The sequence below is a fragment of the Nocardia sp. JMUB6875 genome, from assembly GCF_041154655.1.
GTDB lineage: Bacteria > Actinomycetota > Actinomycetes > Mycobacteriales > Mycobacteriaceae > Nocardia.
In genome coordinates, this window is sequence record NZ_BAAFGR010000003.1 from 74,425 (window position 1) to 94,300 (window position 19,876).

The following is a 19,876-nucleotide window of genomic DNA, read 5'->3' on the forward strand; positions in this document are numbered from 1 at the left end:
TCGGTAGCACTGAGCGGCTCATCTTCTGTCCGCTGCCGACCTGGATGGCCGTCACCGGGCCCGTCAACGTGTTCGAGCCGCTTCGGAACGCGTTCCCGCGATGGATTCCAACACCCTGGGGCAGTGTGACTTGCGGCTATCGGCGTACCGGAGGACCGCGATGAGTGTGGCCGACTGGCTGATCAGTGCCGAGGAGCGCGACAATCGCGCGACCCGGCTGGATCGCCGTCATCGAGACGGCTTCGCCTGGACGGTGGGCAACGACGTCCGGCCCCTCGTGCACGGGGTGTCGTACTTCGCCGAGCTCCTGCGCTGTGTGCGCTCGATGCGGGCGGGGGACCTGTTGCTGTTCACCGACTGGCGTGGCGATCCGGACCAGGCGATGAACGCCGCGGGCGACGAGATCTCGGTTCTGCTGTGCGAGGCCGTAACTCGCGGCGTGGTGGTGAAGGGACTGGTCTGGCGGTCGCATCTGGACGCTTTCACATTCAGTGAGCAGGAGAACCGTCACCTCGGTGAGGACATCGGGGCAGCCGGTGGCGAATGCCTGCGCGACATGCGAGTGCGCCTGGGCGGGTCACACCATCAGAAGTTCGTTGTGCTCCGCCATCCCGGCCGCCCACAACTCGATGTCGCCTTCGTCGGCGGAATCGACCTGTGCCACAGCCGACGTGACGACAGCGGTCACCGTGGCGACGATCAGCCGCAGCCGATCGCAGCGGTCTACGGCCCGCGACCGCCCTGGCACGACATCCAACTGGCGATCCGCGGGCCCGCGGTCGGCGACATCGAAACAGTCTTCCGCGAACGGTGGCAGGACCCAGCACCGTTGAGCCGCAACCCCTTCAACCGCTGCATCGACGCCATCCGCCGCGAGGACACCTCGCCCGGGTTATTGCCCGCTCAGCTGCCCGATCCGCTGCCGTGGGGTTCCCATACCGTGCAGGTGCTGCGGACCTATCCGCATCGTCGCGCCGGGTATCCTTTCGCTCCCGAGGGCGAGCGCAGCATCGCCCGCGCCTACGAGAAGGTCCTTGCACGTGCCCACACGCTGATCTATTTGGAGGATCAGTACTTTTGGTCCGCGGAGGTCGCCGCCTGTTTCGCCGCGGCACTGCGCGCGAGGCCCGGACTGCGCCTCATCGCGATACTGCCTCATCACCCCGATGCGGACGGTCGGCTGTCGCTTCCGCCGAACCTGGTCGGCCAGCAACGCGCACTCGATCACCTCCGCGCCGCCGGTGGTGACCGCGTAGCCGTCTACGGCATCGAAAACCGATCGGGCATACCGGTTTATGTCCATGCCAAGGTCTCTGTGGTCGACAACGTCTGGGCCTCGGTCGGGTCGGACAACCTGAACCTCAGATCCTGGACCCACGACTCCGAGCTGTCCTGCGCGATCATGGACGAAACGGCCGATCCGCGTATGCCCGTCTCGCTGAACCGATTCGGCGACGAACCCGGTGTCTTCGCCCGCGAGCTCCGACTCGCCCTGGCCCGCGAACACCTCGACCGCCGACCCGGCGACGACTCCGACCTCATCGATCCCCGCACCGCCTTCGCCGCCTTCCACGACAGCGCCGCGACGCTGGACCGCTGGTACGCCGACGGAAAACGTGGCCCCCGCCCACCCGGCCGCCTGCGCCCCCACCATGCACCTCGACTCGATAGCGCAACCCTCGCCTGGGCAACACCGCTTTACCGGATGCTTTACGACCCGGATGGGCGGCCGCGATCCCTACGTCGCCGACATCGCTTCCGACGTCCTCGAACCGGCCCTCCGCTCACACCGGCTGACGCCGGTTCGAGGCTTTCGAGAGGTCGATCAGTTCGTGGATGAATCGCATCTTGTCCAGCACCGCCGGCGCCAACACGAAGGGATAGAGATCGCGGTGCCCCATCGATCGATTGATCTGGTTCAGCGCCCACGACAAGGGCAGCCAGCAGTCGATGAGCCGATCGAACCCGGTATTGCCGGGCAGCGGCGCGTCCAATCGGGTGCCTGCCGGGGCGATCGTGAAAGCCGCTGCGGTGTCGATGGTTTCGCGGATGTGGAGGTAGTGCGCGAAGGTCTCGGCCCAATCCTCGACGGGATGCATTGCGGCGTAGGAGGAGACGAAGTGGTCCGGCCACTCCGGTGGCGGGCCGACCCGGTAATTCCGATCCAGCGCGGCCTCGTAGTCCTGCTCCGCATTGCCGAACAGTGCTTCGAACCTCGCCGCTCGCGCGCCGTCGTCCACCAGCACCTGCTGGTAGTAGTGGCCGAGCTCGTGGCGGAAGTGACCCACGAGGGTGCGGTACGGCTCGGCCATCGACACACGCAGTTGCTCGCGGTGCACGTCATCGCTCTCGGCGAGGTCCAGCGTGATCAGCCCGTCCTCGTGGCCGGTCATCACCTCCTCATCGGCGCTGGACAACAGGTCGAAAGCCAGGCCGCGCCCGGGATTCTCGTCTCGACCGACGATCGGCAATCCGAGCTCGTCCAGCTCCAGGATGACCCGCCGCTTGCTCATCTCCGCCTCGGCGAAGTGGGTCATCGCCTCGGAATCGAGGTCGGCGGGCCGGGTTCGGGTCAGCCGACAGGAACGACACAGCGCACCGCCGGATCCGTCCGTGGCGTTGGTCAGCCAATTACATTCTGCGGCCCGCAGATTGCCGCATCGCTGCCACCGCAGCCCCTCGACGGTGACGGTGTCGCGCTCGTCGAGGACCAGCAGCGTGCGGCTCGGCAGATGAAACCCCAGCGCTCCGCCGCAACTCAGGCACACCGAATTCTCGAACGACAACCGCTGCCCGCACTTGCCGCACATGAAGTCCCGCAAGGGAACTCCTTCCCGTACCGAGTCCCGACGAAGGGCCTCCGATACCTTCTACGTCTCGGTCTTCGTGGACGTCCCTCCGCTGTGCGCGGCCAAGAGCTCGCGGCGGTCGGCGCGCGTGACGCGGATCAGCAGCAGCCCCAGCACAATCAGTCCGATGAGACCGACGGCCAAGCCCCAGAGCAACAGCAGGCTGGCATTGTCGCTGACGTGGTAGCCGGCGATGACGAAATCGCCGGTCAAAGACTGTGGATCACCGCCCGTGGAAATCATCGCCGCGAGCCCCGCGATGACAGCAGCGATCACGACGATCGCGCCGATGACTACGACCATGACGGACCTCGAAGTGGTTCATAGTGCTGGAAAACCCAGTACACGCCCACGCCGCCCCGATGTCAACGGTGTATGTCTACGCATTATCGCCAGGATTGTGACCGCGATCCGATGCACGACCGACCAGTCCGGATCTCGGGGTGCTCGACATCACCTTAATATCCACGATGCTGCGCACTTGGCCGCTACCTTGCTGAACATCTGGCCGCAATCCAGCTGCGCACATGGTCGACTTCTGGCTGCACATCTGGCCGCCACTTGTCGCCAGCCGTGTCCCGCTACGCTGCGACGCGGATTTGCGCCAACCAGCCGACCTGCGCCTCGGTCCCGTGTGTTCAAGTGGCACTTGAACACGCGGGAGCGGTTTATTGGCGGATATGGCCGGGATGCGTGTTCTAGCGGTTGCTGGAACACGTGCGCGACAAGGCTGCCAGTCGGTAGCTCGGATGTGAAACGCGTTGCCCCACTGTCCGATTCGGGGAGGGTGGGGGGACGGAAAGTTTGTATCAAACTTTGTAGTGCGCGAGGCGGGACTTGAACCCGCACGTCCGAGGACACCAGAACCTAAATCTGGCGCGTATGCCAATTTCGCCACTCGCGCTAACGGTACGACCGTCCAAACTTTACCGGGTCTAACGGGGATCGCGAAGCACCGGGAGGGTGTCGCGTACTGGTCGGTAACCCTAGCTGGGATTATAACGATTTGATAAAGGGCAATGTGAGGGGCCCTCATATTTCCTACGTGGGTGTAACCAGCCTCACCAGTGGGTTCAAACATGAGGGAGGGTCATGTTTCGGATCATTCTGGTACGGACGTACGGAAATACCCGGGGGTAGTTCATGGGGTGGTGACCAAACATGAGGAGATCCTCATGATTTTCTGCAATCCTTGGCGTCTACCAGGGCCTGCGGGCCGAGGGGATACCTGCGCACCGTGAGCGCGGCCCAGTCCTGTGGAGGCTGGCCGCCAGGAGAAGGAAGTCGAACGTCTTGACGATCAACGAGAGCACCGGGACCGGATCTAAGGCCAGGGCGGCGGGGAAGTCACGGGAGAGTGGGGTCAGGTCAAGCCTGTTGGACCGGTTGCTGGGCGGCGCTCCGTACGCGCTCGCATTCGGTGGACAGGGCGCCCAGTGGCTCAGTGAACTCGAGGAGATCGGGCGCGACTCCGCGCTCGAGCCCGAGCTGACCGCGCTGGTCAACGAGGCGGCCGCCAAGCTGGAGCCGGTCGCCTCCCAGCTGCTGGTCGTTCGGCCGGTCGGGTTCGACCCGGTCGCCTGGATGCTGGAAGAGGAGATCGCCGATCCGGAGCAGGGGGAGGTGTCGGGAGCGCCGTCAGCGCAGGTGTTGCGCTCCGCCTCCGTCTCCATGCCCGGTGTGTTCCTGACCCAGATCGCCGCGCTGCGCGCGCTGCGGCTGCAGGGCCTGGACATCGTCGCGCACGCGCCCGCGGCCGTCATCGGTCACTCGCAGGGCCGCATCGCCGCCACCGCCGCCGAGGCGCACGGGCAGCGCGATGCCGAACTGCTGGCGGTGGCCCAATTGATCGGTGCCGCGGCCGGTCTGGTCGCGCGTCGCCGCGGCCTCATGCCGGTCGGCGACCGGTCGCCCATGGTCGCGGTCTCCAATGTCGACCCCCAGGCGCTGAAAGCCGTTGTCGCCGAGGTCATGACCGGCGTCGCCCCGGAGAAAGCGGCCGTGCTCTCCATCGTCAACGGCCGCCGCCGCGCCGTGCTGAGCGGCCCGGTCGCCCAGCTGGACCGGGTGCGCCAGCGCGCCGACGAGATCCACGCCGAGCAGGCCAAGGAGCGCGACGCCAAGAAGCGCGGCGGTTCGGTGTTCGCTCCGGTCTTCGAGGACATCCCGGTCGAGGTGGCCTTCCACCACCCGGCGCTCGCGGAGACCGTCGAGTTGGTCAAGGGTTGGGCCCAGCAGTGCGGCCTGGACGCCGAACTGGCCGCGAACCTCGCGCAGGAAGTGCTCGTCGACCCGATCGACTGGGTCGGCATCGTCGACGAGACCGTCGGCCGAGGCGCGCAGTGGATCCTGGACCTCGGTCCCGGCGACCTGCTGTCCCGCCTCACCTCCGGCTCGCTCAAGGGCACCGGGGTCGGTGTGCTCGCCGCCTCCACCCGCCCGGGTCAGCGCAGCCTGTTCACCCCGGGCGCGGCCCCCGAGGTCGCCCCGGCCTGGAGCGAGTTCGCGCCCAAGCCGATTCGCCTGCCCAACGGCCGCGTCGTGGTCGAGACCGCGTTCACCAAGCTGACCGGCCGTTCGCCGATCCTGCTGGCGGGCATGACCCCCACCACGGTCGACGCGAAAATCGTTGCCGCCGCGGCCAATGCGGGCCACTGGGCCGAGCTGGCCGGTGGCGGCCAGGTCACCGAGCAGATCTTCGCCGACCGCGTCGAGGAGCTGAAGAGCCTGCTGCAGCCCGGTCGCGCGGTGCAGTTCAACTCGCTGTTCCTGGACCCGTACCTGTGGAAGCTGCAGCTGGGCGGCAAGCGCATCGTGCAGAAGGCCCGCACCGCGGGTGCGCCCCTGGACGGCGTCATCGTCACCGCCGGCATCCCGGAACTCGAAGAGGCCGTCGCCCTCATCGAGGAGCTGTCCGAGGTCGGCATCACCCACGTCGCGTTCAAGCCCGGCACCGTGGCGCAGATCCGCGCCGTGCTGCGCATCGCCGACTCGGTCCCCGGCTACCCGGTGATCATGCACATCGAGGGCGGCAAGGCCGGCGGTCACCACTCCTGGGAAGACCTCGACGACCTGCTGCTCGAGACCTACGCCGAGCTGCGCGGCCGCGACAACGTGGTGGTCTGCGTCGGCGGCGGCATCGGCACACCCGAGCGCGCCACCGAATACCTGACCGGCGAATGGTCGCAGCAGCACGGCTACCCGGCCATGCCGCTGGACGGTGTGCTGGTCGGCACAGCCGCCATGGCGACCCTCGAGGCCACCACCGCGCCCGAGGTCAAGCAGCTGCTGGTCGACACCCCCGGCACCCCCGACTGGGTCGGCGCGGGCACCGCCAGCGGCGGAATGGCTTCCGGCCGTTCGCAGCTGGGCGCGGACATCCACGAGATCGACAACGCCGCCTCCCGCACCGGCCGCCTGCTGGACGAGGTCGCCGGTGACGCCGAGGCCGTGGCCGCGCGCCGCGAGGAGATCATCGAGGCCCTCAACGGCACCGCCAAGCCGTACTTCGGCGATGTCGCCGCCATGACCTACCTGGAGTGGCTGGAGCGCTACGTCGAGCTGGCCGTGGGCCTGGACCGCCGCAAGGACTTCGACTGCGGTGGCGACTTCTCCGACGCCATCGCCGACGCCACCCGCTCGGTGTGGCTGGACATCACCTGGCGCGACCGGTTCGCGGAAATGGTGCGCCGCACCGAATCCCGCCTCAACCCGGCCGACCGCGGTGAGATCGCAACGCTTTTCGCCGACGACACCGCGTTCGAGGCTCCCGTGCAGGCGATCTGCACGCTGAAGGAGCAGTACCCGGTCGCCGCCGAGACCGTCCTGCACCCGGCCGACGTGCCGTTCTTCGTGAGCCTGTGCAAGACCCCGGGCAAGCCGGTCAACTTCGTGCCGGTCGTCGATCAGGACGTACGCCGCTGGTGGCGTTCGGATTCCCTGTGGCAGGCCCACGATCCGCGCTACACCGCCGATCAGGTCTGCATCATTCCGGGCACCGTCGCCGTCGCGGGCATCACCCGCGTGGACGAGCCGGTCGGCGAGCTGCTGGATCGCTTCGAACAGAACACCGCCTTCTCCCTGGTGCGCGCGGGCATCGTCCCGGCCGCCGTGGACGGCCGCCGCCGCGCCGAGGTCGCCAACGGCCTGCTCGACATCGTGCTGGCCGCACCGGATGTGCAGTGGGCCGGGCGCACCACCGTCAACCCCATCCACCGCCTGGGCAACCTGGACGAGTGGGAGATGAACGGCAAGGGCGCCAAGCACCCGCGCACCGGCGCGACCCTGTCCGCCACCGAGGGGCCCGAAACCGATTCCGCCTACGTGGAATTGGCGGTGCCGCTGCTCGGCAAGGACGCCGTCAAGATCCGCATCACCGTGCCGGTCTCCGTGTACAACGGTGGCGCGCCGGTCATTACGGAGGAAGACGCCGAGACCGCCATGTCGGCGCTGCTCGCGGTCGCCGCGGGCCAGTCGCTGCCCGAGGTCAAGACGGTCGACGGCGCGAAGGTCGCCCACTTCAACGTGGCCTGGACCCCGGACCTGATCGCCGACCACGCCGGTGTCACCGGCTCCGGCCTGCCGGACTCGCTGTCCACCATCGGCCGCACCGTTCCCGACGTGCTGGTGGGCGCCTGCTGGCCCGCCGTGTTCGCGGTGCTCGGCGCGACCCGCACCGCCGCGGGCCAGAGCGTCATCGAGGGCATGCTGGACCTGGTCCACCTCGATCACCAGATCCAGCTGAACGGCGAACTGCCTTCCGCCGCAAGCGTGCTCGCGGTGCGGGCGGAGGCCGCCGAGACCCTCGACACCGATCTGGGCCGCGTGGTCGAGGTCCGCGTCCGGGTGTCCGGCATGCTCGACAAGCCGGAGACCGGCATGTCCATGCCGACCGTCGCGACGCTGACCGAGCGCTTCGCCATTCGCGGCCGCACCGGCGCCGCCGAGCTGGTCGACCCGCCGCGCGCCGCCGGATCGCTGTCCGCGGACGCCGCCGACACCCCGCGTCGCCGCCGCCGCGACGTCACCCTGGCCGCCCCGCGCGCCATGGGCGCGTTCGCTCAGGTCTCGGGTGACTTCAACCCGATCCACACCTCCGACAACGCCGCCAAGCTGGCCGGTCTGGGTTCCCCGATCGTGCACGGCATGTGGCTCTCGGCCGCCGCGCAGCACGCGGTGTCCGCGATCGACTCCGGCGACAAGGTACCGCCGCGCACCATCACCGCCTGGACCACCCGCTTTCTGGGCATGGTCCGCCTCGGCTCGCAGGTCGACGTGCGCGTGGAACGCGTTGCGGTGGATCACGGTTCGGAGATCGTCGAGGTCTCCTGCCGCATCGAGGGCAACCTGGTGATGACCGCCACCGGCCGCATCGCGCCGCCGAAGACGGTCTACGCCTTCCCGGGTCAGGGCATTCAGGCCAAGGGGATGGGCCTGGAGGCCCGCACCCGCTCCAAGGCCGCCAAGGACATCTGGGATCGCGCCGACAAGCACACCCGCGAGGCCCTCGGGTTCTCGATTCTCGCTGTGGTGCGCGACAACCCGACCTACCTCAAGGCGCGCGGCGTCGAGTACCGCCACCCGCAGGGCGTGCTGCACCTGACCCAGTTCACCCAGGTCGCCATGGCGACCCTCGGTGTCGCCCAGGTCGCGGAGCTGCGCGAGGCCGGTGCGTTCATCGAGGGCGCGATGCTCGCGGGCCACTCGGTCGGTGAGTACAACGCGCTCTCGGCCGCGGCGGGCGTGCTGCCGCTGAACGCGGTGCTGGAGGTCGTGTTCCAGCGCGGCTCGGCCATGCACGAGCTGGTGCCCCGGGACGCCCAGGGCCGCAGCGACTACCGCATGTGCGCCATCCGCCCCTCGCAGATCGGCATCGCCGACGACCAGGTCATCGACTGGGTCAAGGGCATCGGCGACGCGGCCGGGGAATTCCTCGAGGTCGTCAACCTCAACCTGCGCGGCTCGCAGTACGCCATCGCCGGCACCGTGAAGGGTTGCGAGGCACTGGAAGCCGAGATCGAGCGGCTGCGCGCCGAGACCGGCGGCAAGCGCGCGTTCGTGCTCATCCCGGGCATCGACGTGCCGTTCCACTCCACCGTGCTGCGCGCCGGTGTGCCCGAGTTCCGGCAGAAGCTGCTGGATCTGCTGCCGCAGGATCTGGACCCGAGCCTGCTCATCGGCCGCTACATCCCGAACCTGGTGCCGCGCCTGTTCAACCTGGAGCGCGACTACATCCAGGAGATCGCGGATCTGGTGCCGTCCGAGCCGCTGGCCGAGGTGCTGGCCAACTGGGACGAGTGGTCCGCCAAGCAGGTCGAGCTGTGCCGCGTGGTCCTGGTCGAGCTGCTGGCCTGGCAGTTCGCCAGCCCGGTGCGCTGGATCGAGACCCAGGATCTGCTGTTCACCGATGCCGAGCACGGTGGCCTGGGTGTCGAGCGGTTCGTCGAAATCGGTTTGGCCGCAACGCCGACCGTCGCGAACCTGGCGTCCAACACGCTGAAGCTGCCGCAGTTCGGCAGCGCGGTCGTCGAGGTGCTCAACATCGAGCGCGAGCGCGGCATCGTCTACTCGACCGATACCGATCCGGCTCCGGTGGAGGAGGTCGAGGAGACCCCGGCCGCCGAGACCGCCGCTGCCGCACCGGCTCCGGCCGCTGCCGCCGCCCCGGCCCCCGTGGCCGTGCCGACCGGCGGCCCCACCCCGGACGACATCGCGTTCTCCGCCGCCGACGCCACCCGCGTGCTCATCGCGCTGTGGACCAAGCTGCGCATGGACCAGATCGGCCCGGTGGACACCATCGAGGGCCTGTGCGACGGCGTCTCCTCGCGGCGCAACCAGCTGCTCGTCGACCTCGGCGCGGAGCTCTCGCTCGGCGCCATCGACGGTGCCGCCGACGCCGACATGGGCGCGCTGTCCAACACCGTCGACCGCCTGGCCCGCACCTACAAGCCGTTCGGCTCGGTGCTCTCCGATGCCATCGGCGATCACCTGCGCAAGGTCTTCGGCCCCTCCGGCAAGCGGCCCGCCGCCATCGCCGACCGGGTCAAGAAGACCTGGGGCCTGGGCGACGGCTGGGCCAGCCACGTCACCGCCGAGGTCTCGCTGGGCACCCGTGAGGGCGCGTCCGTGCGCGGTGGCGACCTGGGCGGCCTGGTCTCCGGCGGACTTTCGGACGCCGCGTCCGTGGACGCCGCCATCGACGCCGCCGTGCAGGCCGTGGCCGCGCGCCGCGGGATCGCGGTCTCCATGCCGTCCGCCGGTGGCGGTGCGGGTGGCGCGACCGTCGACGCCGCCGCGCTGGGCGAGTTCACCGAGCAGATCACCGGCCGCGACGGCGTGCTGGCGCAGGCCGCCCGGGTGATCCTGGAATCCCTCGGCCACGCCGAGCAGGCGTCCGCGCCGGAGGCCACCACCGACACCCTGGTGGATCTGGTCTCGGCCGAATTGGGTTCGGACTGGCCGCGACTGGTCGCGCCCGCGTTCGACGCCAAGAAGGCCGTGCTCATCGACGACCGGTGGGCCAGCGCCCGTGAGGATCTGGCCCGCCTGTGGTTCGGCGACGACGCCGCGCTGCCGGCCGAGCCCGAGGTGGACGGCTACTACGGCGCCGGTGAAGCCGTTGCGGCGCAGGCCAACTGGTGGCGCAACCGGGCCAAGAAGGAGGCCCGCTCGGTGCTGGCCGGTGTCTACGGCGCGATCGCCGAGGCCGCGCTGTCGACCGAGGAGGCCGGTGTCTGGTCCTCCGACATCGCCGTGATCACCGGCGCCAGCAAGGGTTCCATCGCGGCGGCGGCCACCGGCCGACTGCTCGCGGGCGGTGCGACCGTGGTCGTCACCACCTCCAAGCTGGACGATGATCGCCTGGGCTTCTACAAGCAGCTCTACCGCGACAACGCCCGCCACGGCGCCGCCCTGTGGGTGGTTCCGGCGAACATGGCCTCCTACAGCGATATCGACGCCCTCATCGAGTGGGTCGGCACCGAGCAGGTCGACAATGCCGGTGGCGCAAAGGTTCTCGTCAAGGAGGCGATGACCCCGACGCTGCTGCTGCCGTTCGCCGCCCCGCGCGTGGCCGGTGACATGTCCGACGCGGGCGCCCGCGCGGAGATGGAAATGCGCGTGCTGCTGTGGTCGGTGGAGCGCCTCATCGGCGGCCTGTCCAAGATCGGCGCGGACCACGATGTGGACGCGAAACTGCATGTGGTGCTGCCGGGTTCGCCCAACCGCGGCATGTTCGGCGGTGACGGCGCCTACGGCGAGTCCAAGGCCGCCCTGGATGCCATCGTCGCCAAGTGGCGCGCGGAGAAGTCCTGGTCGGAGCGGGTCACCCTGGTGCACGCACTGATCGGCTGGGTGCGCGGCACCGGCCTCATGGGCGGCAACGACCCGCTGGTCGAGGCCGTCGAGAAGGCCGGCGTTCACACCTGGTCCACCCTGCAGATGGCCGACGAGCTGCTCAAGTGGTGCACCTCGCGGGCCCGCGTGGTGACCGCGGCCGGACCGCAGCAGATCGACCTCACCGGCGGTCTCGCCGGGGCGAAGCTGGATCTGCCCGAGCTGGCCCGCGAAGCCCGCGAGCAGGCCGAGGCGGCCGCGGCCGAGGAGTCGGAAGGCACTGACGGCGCGACCATTTCGGCGCTCCCGGCTCCGCCGACCCTGTCCTCCAAGCTGCCCACCCCCGAATGGGGTTCGGTCACCGCCGATCTCGACGACATGGTCGTCATCGTCGGCGCGGGCGAGCTCGGCCCCTACGGTTCGGCGCGCACCCGCTTCGAGATCGAGGTCTCCGATCAGCTCTCCGCCGCGGGCGTGCTCGAGCTGGCCTGGACCACCGGCCTGGTCACCTGGGAGAACGATCCCAAGCCGGGCTGGTACGACACCGAATCCGGTGAGTACGTCGAGGAATCCGAGATCGCGGACCGCTACCACGACACCGTGGTGGAGCGCTGCGGCGTGCGCCGCTACGGCGACGACGGGGCCATGATCGACAACACCGCCCCGCTGCTCACCTCGGTGTTCCTGGACAAGGACCTCACCTTCGTGGTCAACAGCGAGGCCGAGGCGCGCGCCTTCTACTCCGCCAACCCGGAGCAGACGGTCGTCACCCCGATCGAGGGCACCGGCGACTGGCAGGTGATCCGCAAGGCGGGCACCGAGATTCGGGTGCCGCGCAAGGCCAAGCTGTCGCGCACCGTCGGCGGTCAGATCCCCACCGGCTGGGATCCCACCAAGTGGGGCATCTCCGCCGATATGGCGAGCTCCATCGACCGGGTGGCGCTGTGGAACATCGTCTGCACCGTGGACGCGTTCCTGAGCTCCGGCTTCAGCCCGGCCGAACTCATGAGCTGGGTGCACCCGGCCATGGTCGCCAACACCCAGGGCACCGGCATGGGCGGCATGTCCTCGATGCGCTCGCTCTACATCGACAACCTGCTCGGTGAGCCGCGCGCCAACGACATCCTGCAGGAGGCGCTGCCCAACGTCGCTCTCGCCCATGTGGTTCAGAGCTACGTCGGCTCCTACGGCGGCATGATCCACCCGGTCGCGGCCTGCGCGACCGCGGCGGTCTCCGTCGAGGAGGGCGTGGACAAGATCAAGCTGGGCAAGGCCGACCTGGTGGTCGCCGGCGGCTACGACGATCTCGGCATCGAGGGCATCGTGGGCTTCGGTGACATGTCGGCCACCGCGGATTCGGCGGCCATGTCCGCCAAGGGCATCAGCGACCGGTACTTCTCCCGTGCCAACGACCGTCGCCGCGGCGGCTTCGTCGAATCCATGGGCGGCGGAACGGTATTGCTGGCCCGCGGCACGGTGGCCCTCGAAATGGGTCTGCCGGTGCTGGGCGTCGTCGCCTTCGCGCAGTCCTTCGCCGACGGCGTGCACACCTCCATCCCGGCCCCCGGCCTGGGTGCGCTGGGCGCGGGCCGCGGTGGCCCGGAGTCCAAGCTGGCCAAGGAACTCGGCAAGCTCGGCGTCAGCCCGGACGAGATCGCGGTGGTGTCCAAGCACGACACCTCCACCGCCGCAAACGATCCCAACGAGTCCGAGCTGCACGAGCGGCTGGCCACCTCCATCGGCCGCTCGGAAGGTGCTCCGCTGTTCGTGATTTCGCAGAAGACCCTCACCGGTCACGCGAAGGGCGGCGCGGCGGCCTTCCAGATGATCGGCCTGTGCCAGGTGCTCGAGCAGGGCGTCATCCCGCCCAACCGCAGCCTGGACTGCGTGGACGAGAAGATGGCCCAGTACCCGCACCTGGTGTGGCTGCGCGAGGCGCTGACCGTGGGAGATCGCTTCCCGCTCAAGGCCGGTCTGGTCACCTCGCTCGGCTTCGGCCACGTGTCCGGCCTGGTCGCCATCGTGCACCCGCAGGCCTTCGTCGAGGCCATCGCCGACGCGGAGCAGCGCGAGGCGTACCAGCGCAAGGCGCAGGAGCGTCAGCTCAACGGCCGCCAGCGCTTCGCCGAGGCCATGTGCGGCGGGGCCCCGCTGTACGAGCGGCCCGCCGACCGCCGCCTCGGCGGCGACGGCACCCCGGCCAAGCAGTCGCGTCAGCTCGAGGCCGACGTGCTGCTCTCGCAGCAGGCGCGGCTGGGTTCGGACGCGGTCTACGTGGCGGTGCCGAAAGGCCCGGCCTGCCAGTAGAAGAAGACCGGCTTACCGGTAAGTAGCCCCCGGTAGGTCTGACACGGCGGGCTCGCGCCCTGTATCTCTAGATGAGTGCACGGCGCGAGTCCGCCGTTCCATGTCAACGACCAGACTAGGAGTCCCACACTGTGACGATCCTGGGTATCGGCCTGGACTTGGTCACCATCTCCGAGTTCGCCGAGCAAATGGAACGCACCGGAACCACCATGCTCCGGGAGAGTTTCACCGCCGGAGAGCGGCGTTACTGCCAGAGCAAGGGCACCGATCCGGCGCGCAGCTACGCCATCCGCTGGGCGGCGAAGGAGGCGGTCATCAAGGCGTGGGCGTCATCTCGCTTCGCACGCAGCCCGCAGATCGGGGACAACCCGTACCCGTTGATCGAGGTCGTCAATGACGCCTGGGGACGGCCCAGCATCAAATTGCACGGGCTGGCAGCGGAATTCCTGCCCAGGGTGCGAGTTCACCTGTCGCTCACCCACGATGGCGATACGGCGGCCGCGATGGTGGTGCTGGAGGATCCGGGCGAACTAGCGGACCTGATCCGCGACTAGCTACTCCGGATCGAAGGTCGTGCGCTGCCCGCCGGAGCGCGATTCCTTTTCCGCGATCAGCAGATACGCCACCATGAGGCGCTTGAGCTCGGCGACCGCGTCCTCGTGCGCGAGGCCGTCCTGCACCGAGAAATTCAGCATCGAATACACGACGTGCACCAGCACCTGCGCCATCATCGAGCGGCGGCCGCGGGGGGTGCGCGGCATGAGCGGGCGCAGCATCTGCGCGACCGCCTCGGCGAATTCCTTCTCGTGGATGGCGCCGGTCGCCCGAGTCGAGGGGGTGGACTGCATAGCCAGCCACACCTCGCGGCGCGACGGGTCGGTCATCCACAGATCCGCCAGGTGATCCACCAGCTGGGTCATGTGCCGCAGCCAGTCCATGGACGGGATCTCGCCGTGGAAATCGGCCAGCTCCTGCGAAACCGCCACCAGGTCTTGGCGATTCAGCTCGCAGACGATGACGTACTTGTTGGCGAAGAACTGGTAGAGGGTGCCGATCGGCACCTCGGCGCGGGCCGCGACCTCTTCGCAGGTGAACGATTCGAACCCGACCTCGACGAGTAATTCCCGGGAAGCCTGCAACAGGGCGTCGAACTTGCGTTTTGATCGTTCCTGCGTCGGGCGGCGACGGGGCATCAGCTCCTGTGGGTCGTCCTGCAGCTCCAACGCAGGGTCCGGTCGTCGCGTCGACCTGGCTCCCGTGCGTGCTTCCACGCTGAACAGCCTACGGGTAGCGACACGCGCATGACACGCTGCGGTACTTCGTGTGTCATCCGATCTCACCCATCCGAGCCGCCTTCGGCGCCGAACACCCATCGCAGCTGCGTCTCAGCTGCGGGGTCTCGGGAATTCTTCGCCCTCGTATTCATAGCCAGGATGACGACGTTGGAAGGCTGATTGTGGTTGCTTCTGCCCCTATTCGTTCCGCGGTGACCATCGGCGTCGCCACCGAACGCGGCACCGTCCGCGCGGTGGCTCTGGCCGATGACGGAGACAAACTGACCGAGCGCGTGGTGCTCGAGCGTGTCCTGCCGATCACCGGAGATACGAAGGCCGACTTGGCCGTCGCGGTGGAGGCGGTGATGGAGGACGTCGCCGACCGGATCGGCGCGGATCGGGAGATTCTCGGTGCGGCCGTCGCCTATCGCGATGCGGCCGAGCGGCGGGCCATCGTGACCAAGCTGGCCGCGGGGCCGTGGCACGACTCCTCGCTGGTGTCGGCCAAGGCCGCGCACCTCGCGGTGGCGCGGGCCATGACCTGGGTGGACGAATTCGAGGATCTGGCCATCTGCGAGGTGGTGCCCGGGTTCCAGGCGTTCTCGCTCATCTCGCCGGATCGCGGGCGGGTGCTGGCCGCGGTGACGCTGAGCGGCGGCGCGGCCGGCGAGGAGAGCATGCGCACCGCCGTCACGGCGGCGTGGGACCAGTTCGACGCGGCCGGGGTGAAGCCGGACGCGGTGGTGCTGATCGGTTCGGCCGCAACCGAACCCGCGGTGGTGGCGGCGCTGGAGTCCGGGTTCGGCGCGCCCGTCATTCCGTGCGGGGTCGCCGCCGTCGCACCCGCCATCGGCGCGGCGCTGGCGGCGCTGCCGGAGGCCGAGTTCGCGGGGGAGGCGGCCGAGCGGATTCGCCGGGCGCGCGGCACCGCGGCGCTGTTCGCGGCGGCCAGTGTGCTGGCGGGCGGCCTGGTGGCGGGCGGAGTCTATGCGGCGGGCAGTGATTCGAAGAAGGTGCCGCAGCCCATGCTCATCGACTCGCGGGTGTCCGCCGACGCGCACAACGCGGGCGAGCACCAGGTCGGGGATCCGTCGGCGCCCGCGCCCGATACCGGTTCGGCCGGGGGCATGCTGGACGGGACGCCCGGCATGGTCACTCCGACCGACGCGGTCGCCCCGAATTCCGAACAGCAGCCGGCCCCCGAGTTGCTGCCCGGCGATATGGTGACCATCGACCCGGCCACCCTCAACTGGGGACCGCATTCGGAGAAGTCCGGCGGGCATCCGCGTCCGCTCATCAAGGCTCAGCCCGAGCCGGAGGTCGCCTCGAATCCGGAGTCAATCATCCCGGCCCCCACCCACGCGGTCGGGTCACCCTCCGAAGGCGGCCTGTTCCCGGGCGAACTCGCACCGCCCCCGTTAGGCAGCCCCGAATTCGCCAATTGGTGGGACAACCACTGGCGCATGATGCTCCAGTGGGCCGCGCAGATGATGCCGAAGGTGTAAGGCTTCGCGAGCGGTCGTCCCGAACAACTTGCCGGAATCCCGGCCCCGAAAGGGCCGGGATTCCGCGTTTCCGAACTCAGACCGACAGGTCGCGGCGCAGCTTCGCCACGTGGCCGGTGGCCTTCACGTTGTACTGGGCGACCTCGATCTTGCCGTTCTCGTCGACCAGGAAGGTGGAGCGGATGACGCCGGTGACCTTCTTGCCGTACATCATCTTCTCGCCGAAGGCGCCGTACGCGGTCAGCACTTCCTTGTCCGGGTCGGACAGCAGCGGGAAGGTCAGCTTCTCGTTGTCCCGGAACTTGGCGAGCTTGGCGGGCTTGTCGGGGGAGATGCCCACGACCTCGATGCCCGCGCCCTCGAGTTCGGCCAGGTTGTCGCGGAAATCGCAGGCCTGCTTGGTGCAGCCGGGGGTGCTGGCGGCCGGGTAGAAGTAGACGATCACCTTGCGGCCGCGGTAGTCCGACAGCGAGACGTCCTTGCCGTCGGCGTCGGGCAAGGTGAAGTCGGGGGCGGTGTCGCCGGGACTGAGTCGGTGATTCTCGGTCATGCCGCCACGCTAGTCGACGGGCTCGAGCCGGTGTTGGCGATACACTCCTGAGCAGGTCGGCTCGCCCGCTCTCCGCGTCGTCTCGATGCGGGAGTCGCCGTGCGACCGGCCCCGAGACGACAACGCCGCCCAGCGCGGCTATCCAGACAGGAGTGTGACGTGGCGAGAGACACCGAGGCGATCGAGCGCGAGATCGAGGCCGCCCGCAACCGGCTCGCAAGCACCCTCGACGAACTCGCGGTCCGCGCCGACCCCCAGCGGCTGGCCGACAACGCCAAGCAGTCGTTCGTGGCGAAGGTCAACGAGCCCAAGATCAAGTACAGCCTCATCGGCGCGGGCGCCCTCATCGTGGGCCTGGTGGTCCTGAAGATCGTGCGTCGCTGAGCCGAAGCGCTTGAACGCCATGTGGCCCGGTCCGAAAGGACCGGGCCACATTTGGCTTCGGGATCTAGACGGTCGGGCAAGCCATGCCCGTCCCATCCGGGTCGAGGTGCGGGCTGTAGCCCGGCTGCCCGCGGAAGAGCGGAGCCACGCCGGCGGCGCGAGCCTGGTCGCAGTTCTGGTAGACCGGCCCACCGGCGGAGCCGGTCTGGGTCAGCCCGGCGGAACCGGTCGCGGCGGAGCCGGTGTCGATGGCGGACGAACCGGTGCCCGAGGAACCGGTGGGGACGTCGGCGTAGGCGACGGCGGTCTGGGCTGCGATGGTCGTCAGGCCCGCGACGCTGGCGGTGACGAGAAGCCGGCGAACGTTCATGTATTCCTCAATGTCGGCGCAATAGGGTCGTAACTGGCCCGGTTCGGCGCGGATTGCCACCGCCGCCGCAGCGGTCACGGCGCGGTGACCGGTCCGGGCTCGGCGTCGAGTGTTCTGGCGCAACGTTGCATTGTCAACCGGATGGGCTATCCATCCAGGTGGATTAGGGGATTTGCCCCGAATGCCGGAACCTCCACTGCCGGAATATGTCTCATTCGTCCTGTGTGGAAATGCCTTCCGGCATTGATGATTTCCGCCAGAACTACGCAAATCGAACCGTCAACACTGTACGACAGTGTGCACTCCGAGGACCGCCCCGATTCGCCATGAGGTTCCTGTGATATCTCATGGTGTCCGTGTCAACTAACCGTCGATACTATGGATGCCATGACGCGCTGGCTGACCGACGAGGAACAGACGACCTGGCAGTCCTTCATCCGCATGCGGCAGCGGCTGGAATCCGCGATGGCCGGCGGATTGGCCAAGGACGGGCTGTCGATGTCCGACTTCGAGGTCCTGGTGGCGCTGTCGGCGGCCGATGGTCAGATGCGCGCCAAGGAATTGGGCGCGGAGATCTGCTGGGACAAGAGCCGCCTGTCCAAACACCTTTCGCGAATGGCCGCGCGCGGCCTGGTCGATCGCTGCCAGGCCGTCGATGACGCCCGCGGCCGCGAGGTGCGGCTGACCGATGCCGGTCGCGCCGCCCTCGAGGCCGCGGCCCCCAACCATGTCGAACTGGTCCGCCGCCTCTTCATCGACGACATGACCCCCGCCGAAGCCGCCGCCCTCCGCTCCCTCGCCGACCGCGTCGTCACGGAGGTCGAGCGCACCGACGTGGAGGGCATCGGCTGATTCTCGCGCCGGTCGGCTAGTCCTTGGGCCGGTCGAACTGCGCGCGCTTCCAGTCCCCGAAGGGTTCGTCGCGTTCGCGGACCGCCTCGCGGAAACCGGCGGTGGCCGAGCGCAACTGGAAGGCGTAGCCCTCGCGGGTGTGGCGGGAGATGCCGTCGAAGACGGTGCTGATCATGCCGGAGTTGAGGACGCCCTGGTTGAGCAACGCGCTGTTGAGGGCCAGCTTGGCCATGACCAGCTGGTTGATCGGGACGCGCGAGATGCGTTCCAGCAGTTCCTCGGTGCGGGCGTCCAGATCCTCGGGTGCGGGGGCCTCGATGGCCAGTCCCCATTCCTCGGCCTGCTTGCCGCTGAGGCTGTCGCCGGTGAACAGCAGTCGTTTGGCGCGCTGGTCGCCGACGCGGTGCGCCCACATGCCCGCGGCCGGAATGCCCCAGGTGCGGGTGGGCGGGTAGCCGAAACGGGCGTCGGCGGCGCAGATGATCTGGTCGGCGAACAGCGCGATATCGGTGCCGCCCGCGATGGCGAAGCCGTGCACCTTGGCCACGGTCGGCTTGTTGGCGTGCAGCAGGCTGGCGAAACCGCGGTTGAAGCGCGACATCATGGCGTAGTCGACCATGGGATCCCAAGTGCCCCAGGGATTGTGGTTGCGCGCCTGGACGGCCGGATCGAGCACCGTGCCCTCGGTGGAGATCGCAGTGCCCTCGGCGGACTGTGAGCCGCCCGCCCAGGAATCCGCACCCTCGGCGAAGACCGACAAGTCGTACCCGCCGCAGAACCCCTTGCCGCGCCCGCTCACCACGATGACGTGCACCCGCGGATCCAGATCCGCCCGCTCGACGGCCGCCGCCAGTTCGACCGGGGTGTCGACGGTGATGGCATTTCCGCGCTCGGGCCGATTGAAGGTGATGCGCGCGATCCGCCCGGTCACCTCGTAGGTCAGTGTGCGCGCGGTGTATTCGTTCACCGGTTCCGGACGGCCCGCGAACAGCGAGTCGTCACCGCCGGTCAGATCGTCGCGCCAGGCGGCCGGGCGCGTTCCGGAGTGGTTCTCGTAATCGGGGGACACCCAAGCAGTGAACCCCCGTTCATTTCTTGCTGTCAAGAGTCCGCGCGGTCGGCTACTCCCACGGTTTGACCGGCGGCTTCACCCACAGGATCTTCTCGTCCAGCGCCTCACGCCGGGCCGCCGGATGCTCGGGATGCCGTGCCGCCCACGCGTCCTTGTCGCTCAGCAACCGCGCCACGACCTGCCAGGTCTCCTCGGTGCTGGGCGGGTTCGTCTCCGCCGCCCGCGCCAGCTTCCGCCGCTGGGCAGCGGGCAGCTCGAGCAGTTCATCGCCACTGATCCCGCGCGCCCATGCGTACGCCGCCAGCCGCCGGGCCTTCTCTTCCCGGCTGCGGCTCGCATGATCGGAGTGCGCGTAGTCGGCCATGAACTCCCAACCCGC

General features: G+C 68.8%; 13 protein-coding genes and 1 tRNA gene. 6 read left to right on the top strand and 8 right to left on the bottom strand.

The annotated features are described in order from the left end of the window. Positions 1 to 160 precede the first annotated feature (160 nt). Positions 161 to 1,840 carry a phospholipase D family protein gene (locus ACAM49_RS01585; protein WP_369633639.1) on the top strand — a complete coding sequence of 560 codons (1,680 nt, stop codon included), beginning with the start codon at positions 161 to 163 and terminating at the stop codon, positions 1,838 to 1,840. On the opposite strand, the gene ACAM49_RS01590 is transcribed toward ACAM49_RS01585, so the two are convergent. The 3 genes from ACAM49_RS01590 to ACAM49_RS01600 all read right to left on the bottom strand — a co-directional run bounded on the left by ACAM49_RS01590 (position 1,785) and on the right by ACAM49_RS01600 (position 3,753). Further along, positions 1,785 to 2,822 carry a putative zinc-binding metallopeptidase gene (locus ACAM49_RS01590; RefSeq protein ID WP_369633640.1) on the bottom strand — a complete coding sequence of 346 codons (1,038 nt, stop codon included), beginning with the start codon at positions 2,820 to 2,822 and terminating at the stop codon, positions 1,785 to 1,787. The two genes, ACAM49_RS01585 and ACAM49_RS01590, sit on opposite strands and share 56 nt — an antisense overlap. Positions 2,823 to 2,870: 48 nt before the next feature. Then, positions 2,871 to 3,152, bottom strand: coding sequence for a hypothetical protein (locus tag ACAM49_RS01595; RefSeq protein WP_369633641.1), 282 nt, complete (start codon positions 3,150 to 3,152; stop codon positions 2,871 to 2,873). A 519-nt stretch (positions 3,153 to 3,671) separates the two neighbouring features. Continuing rightward, positions 3,672 to 3,753 (bottom strand) — tRNA-Leu (locus ACAM49_RS01600). A gap of 389 nt (positions 3,754 to 4,142) precedes the next feature. On the opposite strand from ACAM49_RS01600, the gene ACAM49_RS01605 reads away from it, so the two are divergent. Together ACAM49_RS01605 and ACAM49_RS01610 are read left to right on the top strand one after the other, a co-directional pair. Further along, positions 4,143 to 13,490: a fatty acid synthase subunit beta domain-containing protein gene (locus ACAM49_RS01605; RefSeq protein WP_369633642.1), complete on the top strand. Its 9,348-nt coding sequence runs from the start codon at positions 4,143 to 4,145 to the stop codon at positions 13,488 to 13,490. Positions 13,491 to 13,621: 131 nt separating this feature from the next. Further along, complete coding sequence (locus tag ACAM49_RS01610; RefSeq protein WP_369633643.1) at positions 13,622 to 14,044, top strand: holo-ACP synthase; 423 nt, start codon at positions 13,622 to 13,624, stop codon at positions 14,042 to 14,044. Here ACAM49_RS01610 and ACAM49_RS01615 read toward each other — a convergent pair whose 3' ends face one another. Beyond that, positions 14,045 to 14,683 carry a TetR/AcrR family transcriptional regulator gene (locus tag ACAM49_RS01615; protein ID WP_245568517.1) on the bottom strand — a complete coding sequence of 213 codons (639 nt, stop codon included), beginning with the start codon at positions 14,681 to 14,683 and terminating at the stop codon, positions 14,045 to 14,047. A gap of 293 nt (positions 14,684 to 14,976) precedes the next feature. Between ACAM49_RS01615 and ACAM49_RS01620 the strand changes: the two genes are divergently transcribed. Further along, complete coding sequence (locus ACAM49_RS01620) at positions 14,977 to 16,269, top strand: hypothetical protein (protein ID WP_369633644.1); 1,293 nt, start codon at positions 14,977 to 14,979, stop codon at positions 16,267 to 16,269. A gap of 76 nt (positions 16,270 to 16,345) precedes the next feature. Here the strand turns inward: ACAM49_RS01620 and bcp are convergent, their stop codons facing one another. Next, positions 16,346 to 16,819: a thioredoxin-dependent thiol peroxidase gene (gene bcp, locus ACAM49_RS01625; RefSeq protein ID WP_369633645.1), complete on the bottom strand. Its 474-nt coding sequence runs from the start codon at positions 16,817 to 16,819 to the stop codon at positions 16,346 to 16,348. A gap of 159 nt (positions 16,820 to 16,978) precedes the next feature. On the opposite strand from bcp, the gene ACAM49_RS01630 reads away from it, so the two are divergent. Then, entirely contained in the window at positions 16,979 to 17,203 is a 225-nt protein-coding gene (locus tag ACAM49_RS01630; RefSeq protein WP_369633646.1) for a DUF3618 domain-containing protein, read from the top strand. A gap of 64 nt (positions 17,204 to 17,267) precedes the next feature. Here the strand turns inward: ACAM49_RS01630 and ACAM49_RS01635 are convergent, their stop codons facing one another. Next, the gene (locus ACAM49_RS01635) at positions 17,268 to 17,573 is read right to left on the bottom strand and encodes an excalibur calcium-binding domain-containing protein (protein WP_040805701.1); all 306 of its coding nucleotides are present in this window, start codon (positions 17,571 to 17,573) and stop codon (positions 17,268 to 17,270) included. 387 nt (positions 17,574 to 17,960) lie between these two features. Between ACAM49_RS01635 and ACAM49_RS01640 the strand changes: the two genes are divergently transcribed. Continuing rightward, entirely contained in the window at positions 17,961 to 18,425 is a 465-nt protein-coding gene (locus ACAM49_RS01640; RefSeq protein ID WP_369633647.1) for a MarR family winged helix-turn-helix transcriptional regulator, read from the top strand. A 16-nt stretch (positions 18,426 to 18,441) separates the two neighbouring features. Here the strand turns inward: ACAM49_RS01640 and ACAM49_RS01645 are convergent, their stop codons facing one another. After that, positions 18,442 to 19,494: a crotonase/enoyl-CoA hydratase family protein gene (locus ACAM49_RS01645; protein ID WP_369633648.1), complete on the bottom strand. Its 1,053-nt coding sequence runs from the start codon at positions 19,492 to 19,494 to the stop codon at positions 18,442 to 18,444. 52 nt (positions 19,495 to 19,546) lie between these two features. Next, complete coding sequence (locus ACAM49_RS01650; protein WP_369633649.1) at positions 19,547 to 19,861, bottom strand: hypothetical protein; 315 nt, start codon at positions 19,859 to 19,861, stop codon at positions 19,547 to 19,549. Positions 19,862 to 19,876 lie beyond the last annotated feature (15 nt).

Excerpts from the sequence above, each read along its gene's own strand:
- ACAM49_RS01640 (WP_369633647.1), top strand. The coding sequence starts at position 17,961 with ATGACGCGCTGGCTGACCGACGAGGAACAGACGACCTGGCAGTCCTTC.
- ACAM49_RS01585 (WP_369633639.1), top strand. The coding sequence starts at position 161 with ATGAGTGTGGCCGACTGGCTGATCAGTGCCGAGGAGCGCGACAATCGC.
- ACAM49_RS01595 (WP_369633641.1), bottom strand. The coding sequence starts at position 3,152 with ATGGTCGTAGTCATCGGCGCGATCGTCGTGATCGCTGCTGTCATCGCG.
- ACAM49_RS01635 (WP_040805701.1), bottom strand. The coding sequence starts at position 17,573 with ATGAACGTTCGCCGGCTTCTCGTCACCGCCAGCGTCGCGGGCCTGACG.
- bcp (WP_369633645.1), bottom strand. The coding sequence starts at position 16,819 with ATGACCGAGAATCACCGACTCAGTCCCGGCGACACCGCCCCCGACTTC.
- ACAM49_RS01650 (WP_369633649.1), bottom strand. The coding sequence starts at position 19,861 with ATGGCCGACTACGCGCACTCCGATCATGCGAGCCGCAGCCGGGAAGAG.
- ACAM49_RS01615 (WP_245568517.1), bottom strand. The coding sequence starts at position 14,683 with ATGCCCCGTCGCCGCCCGACGCAGGAACGATCAAAACGCAAGTTCGAC.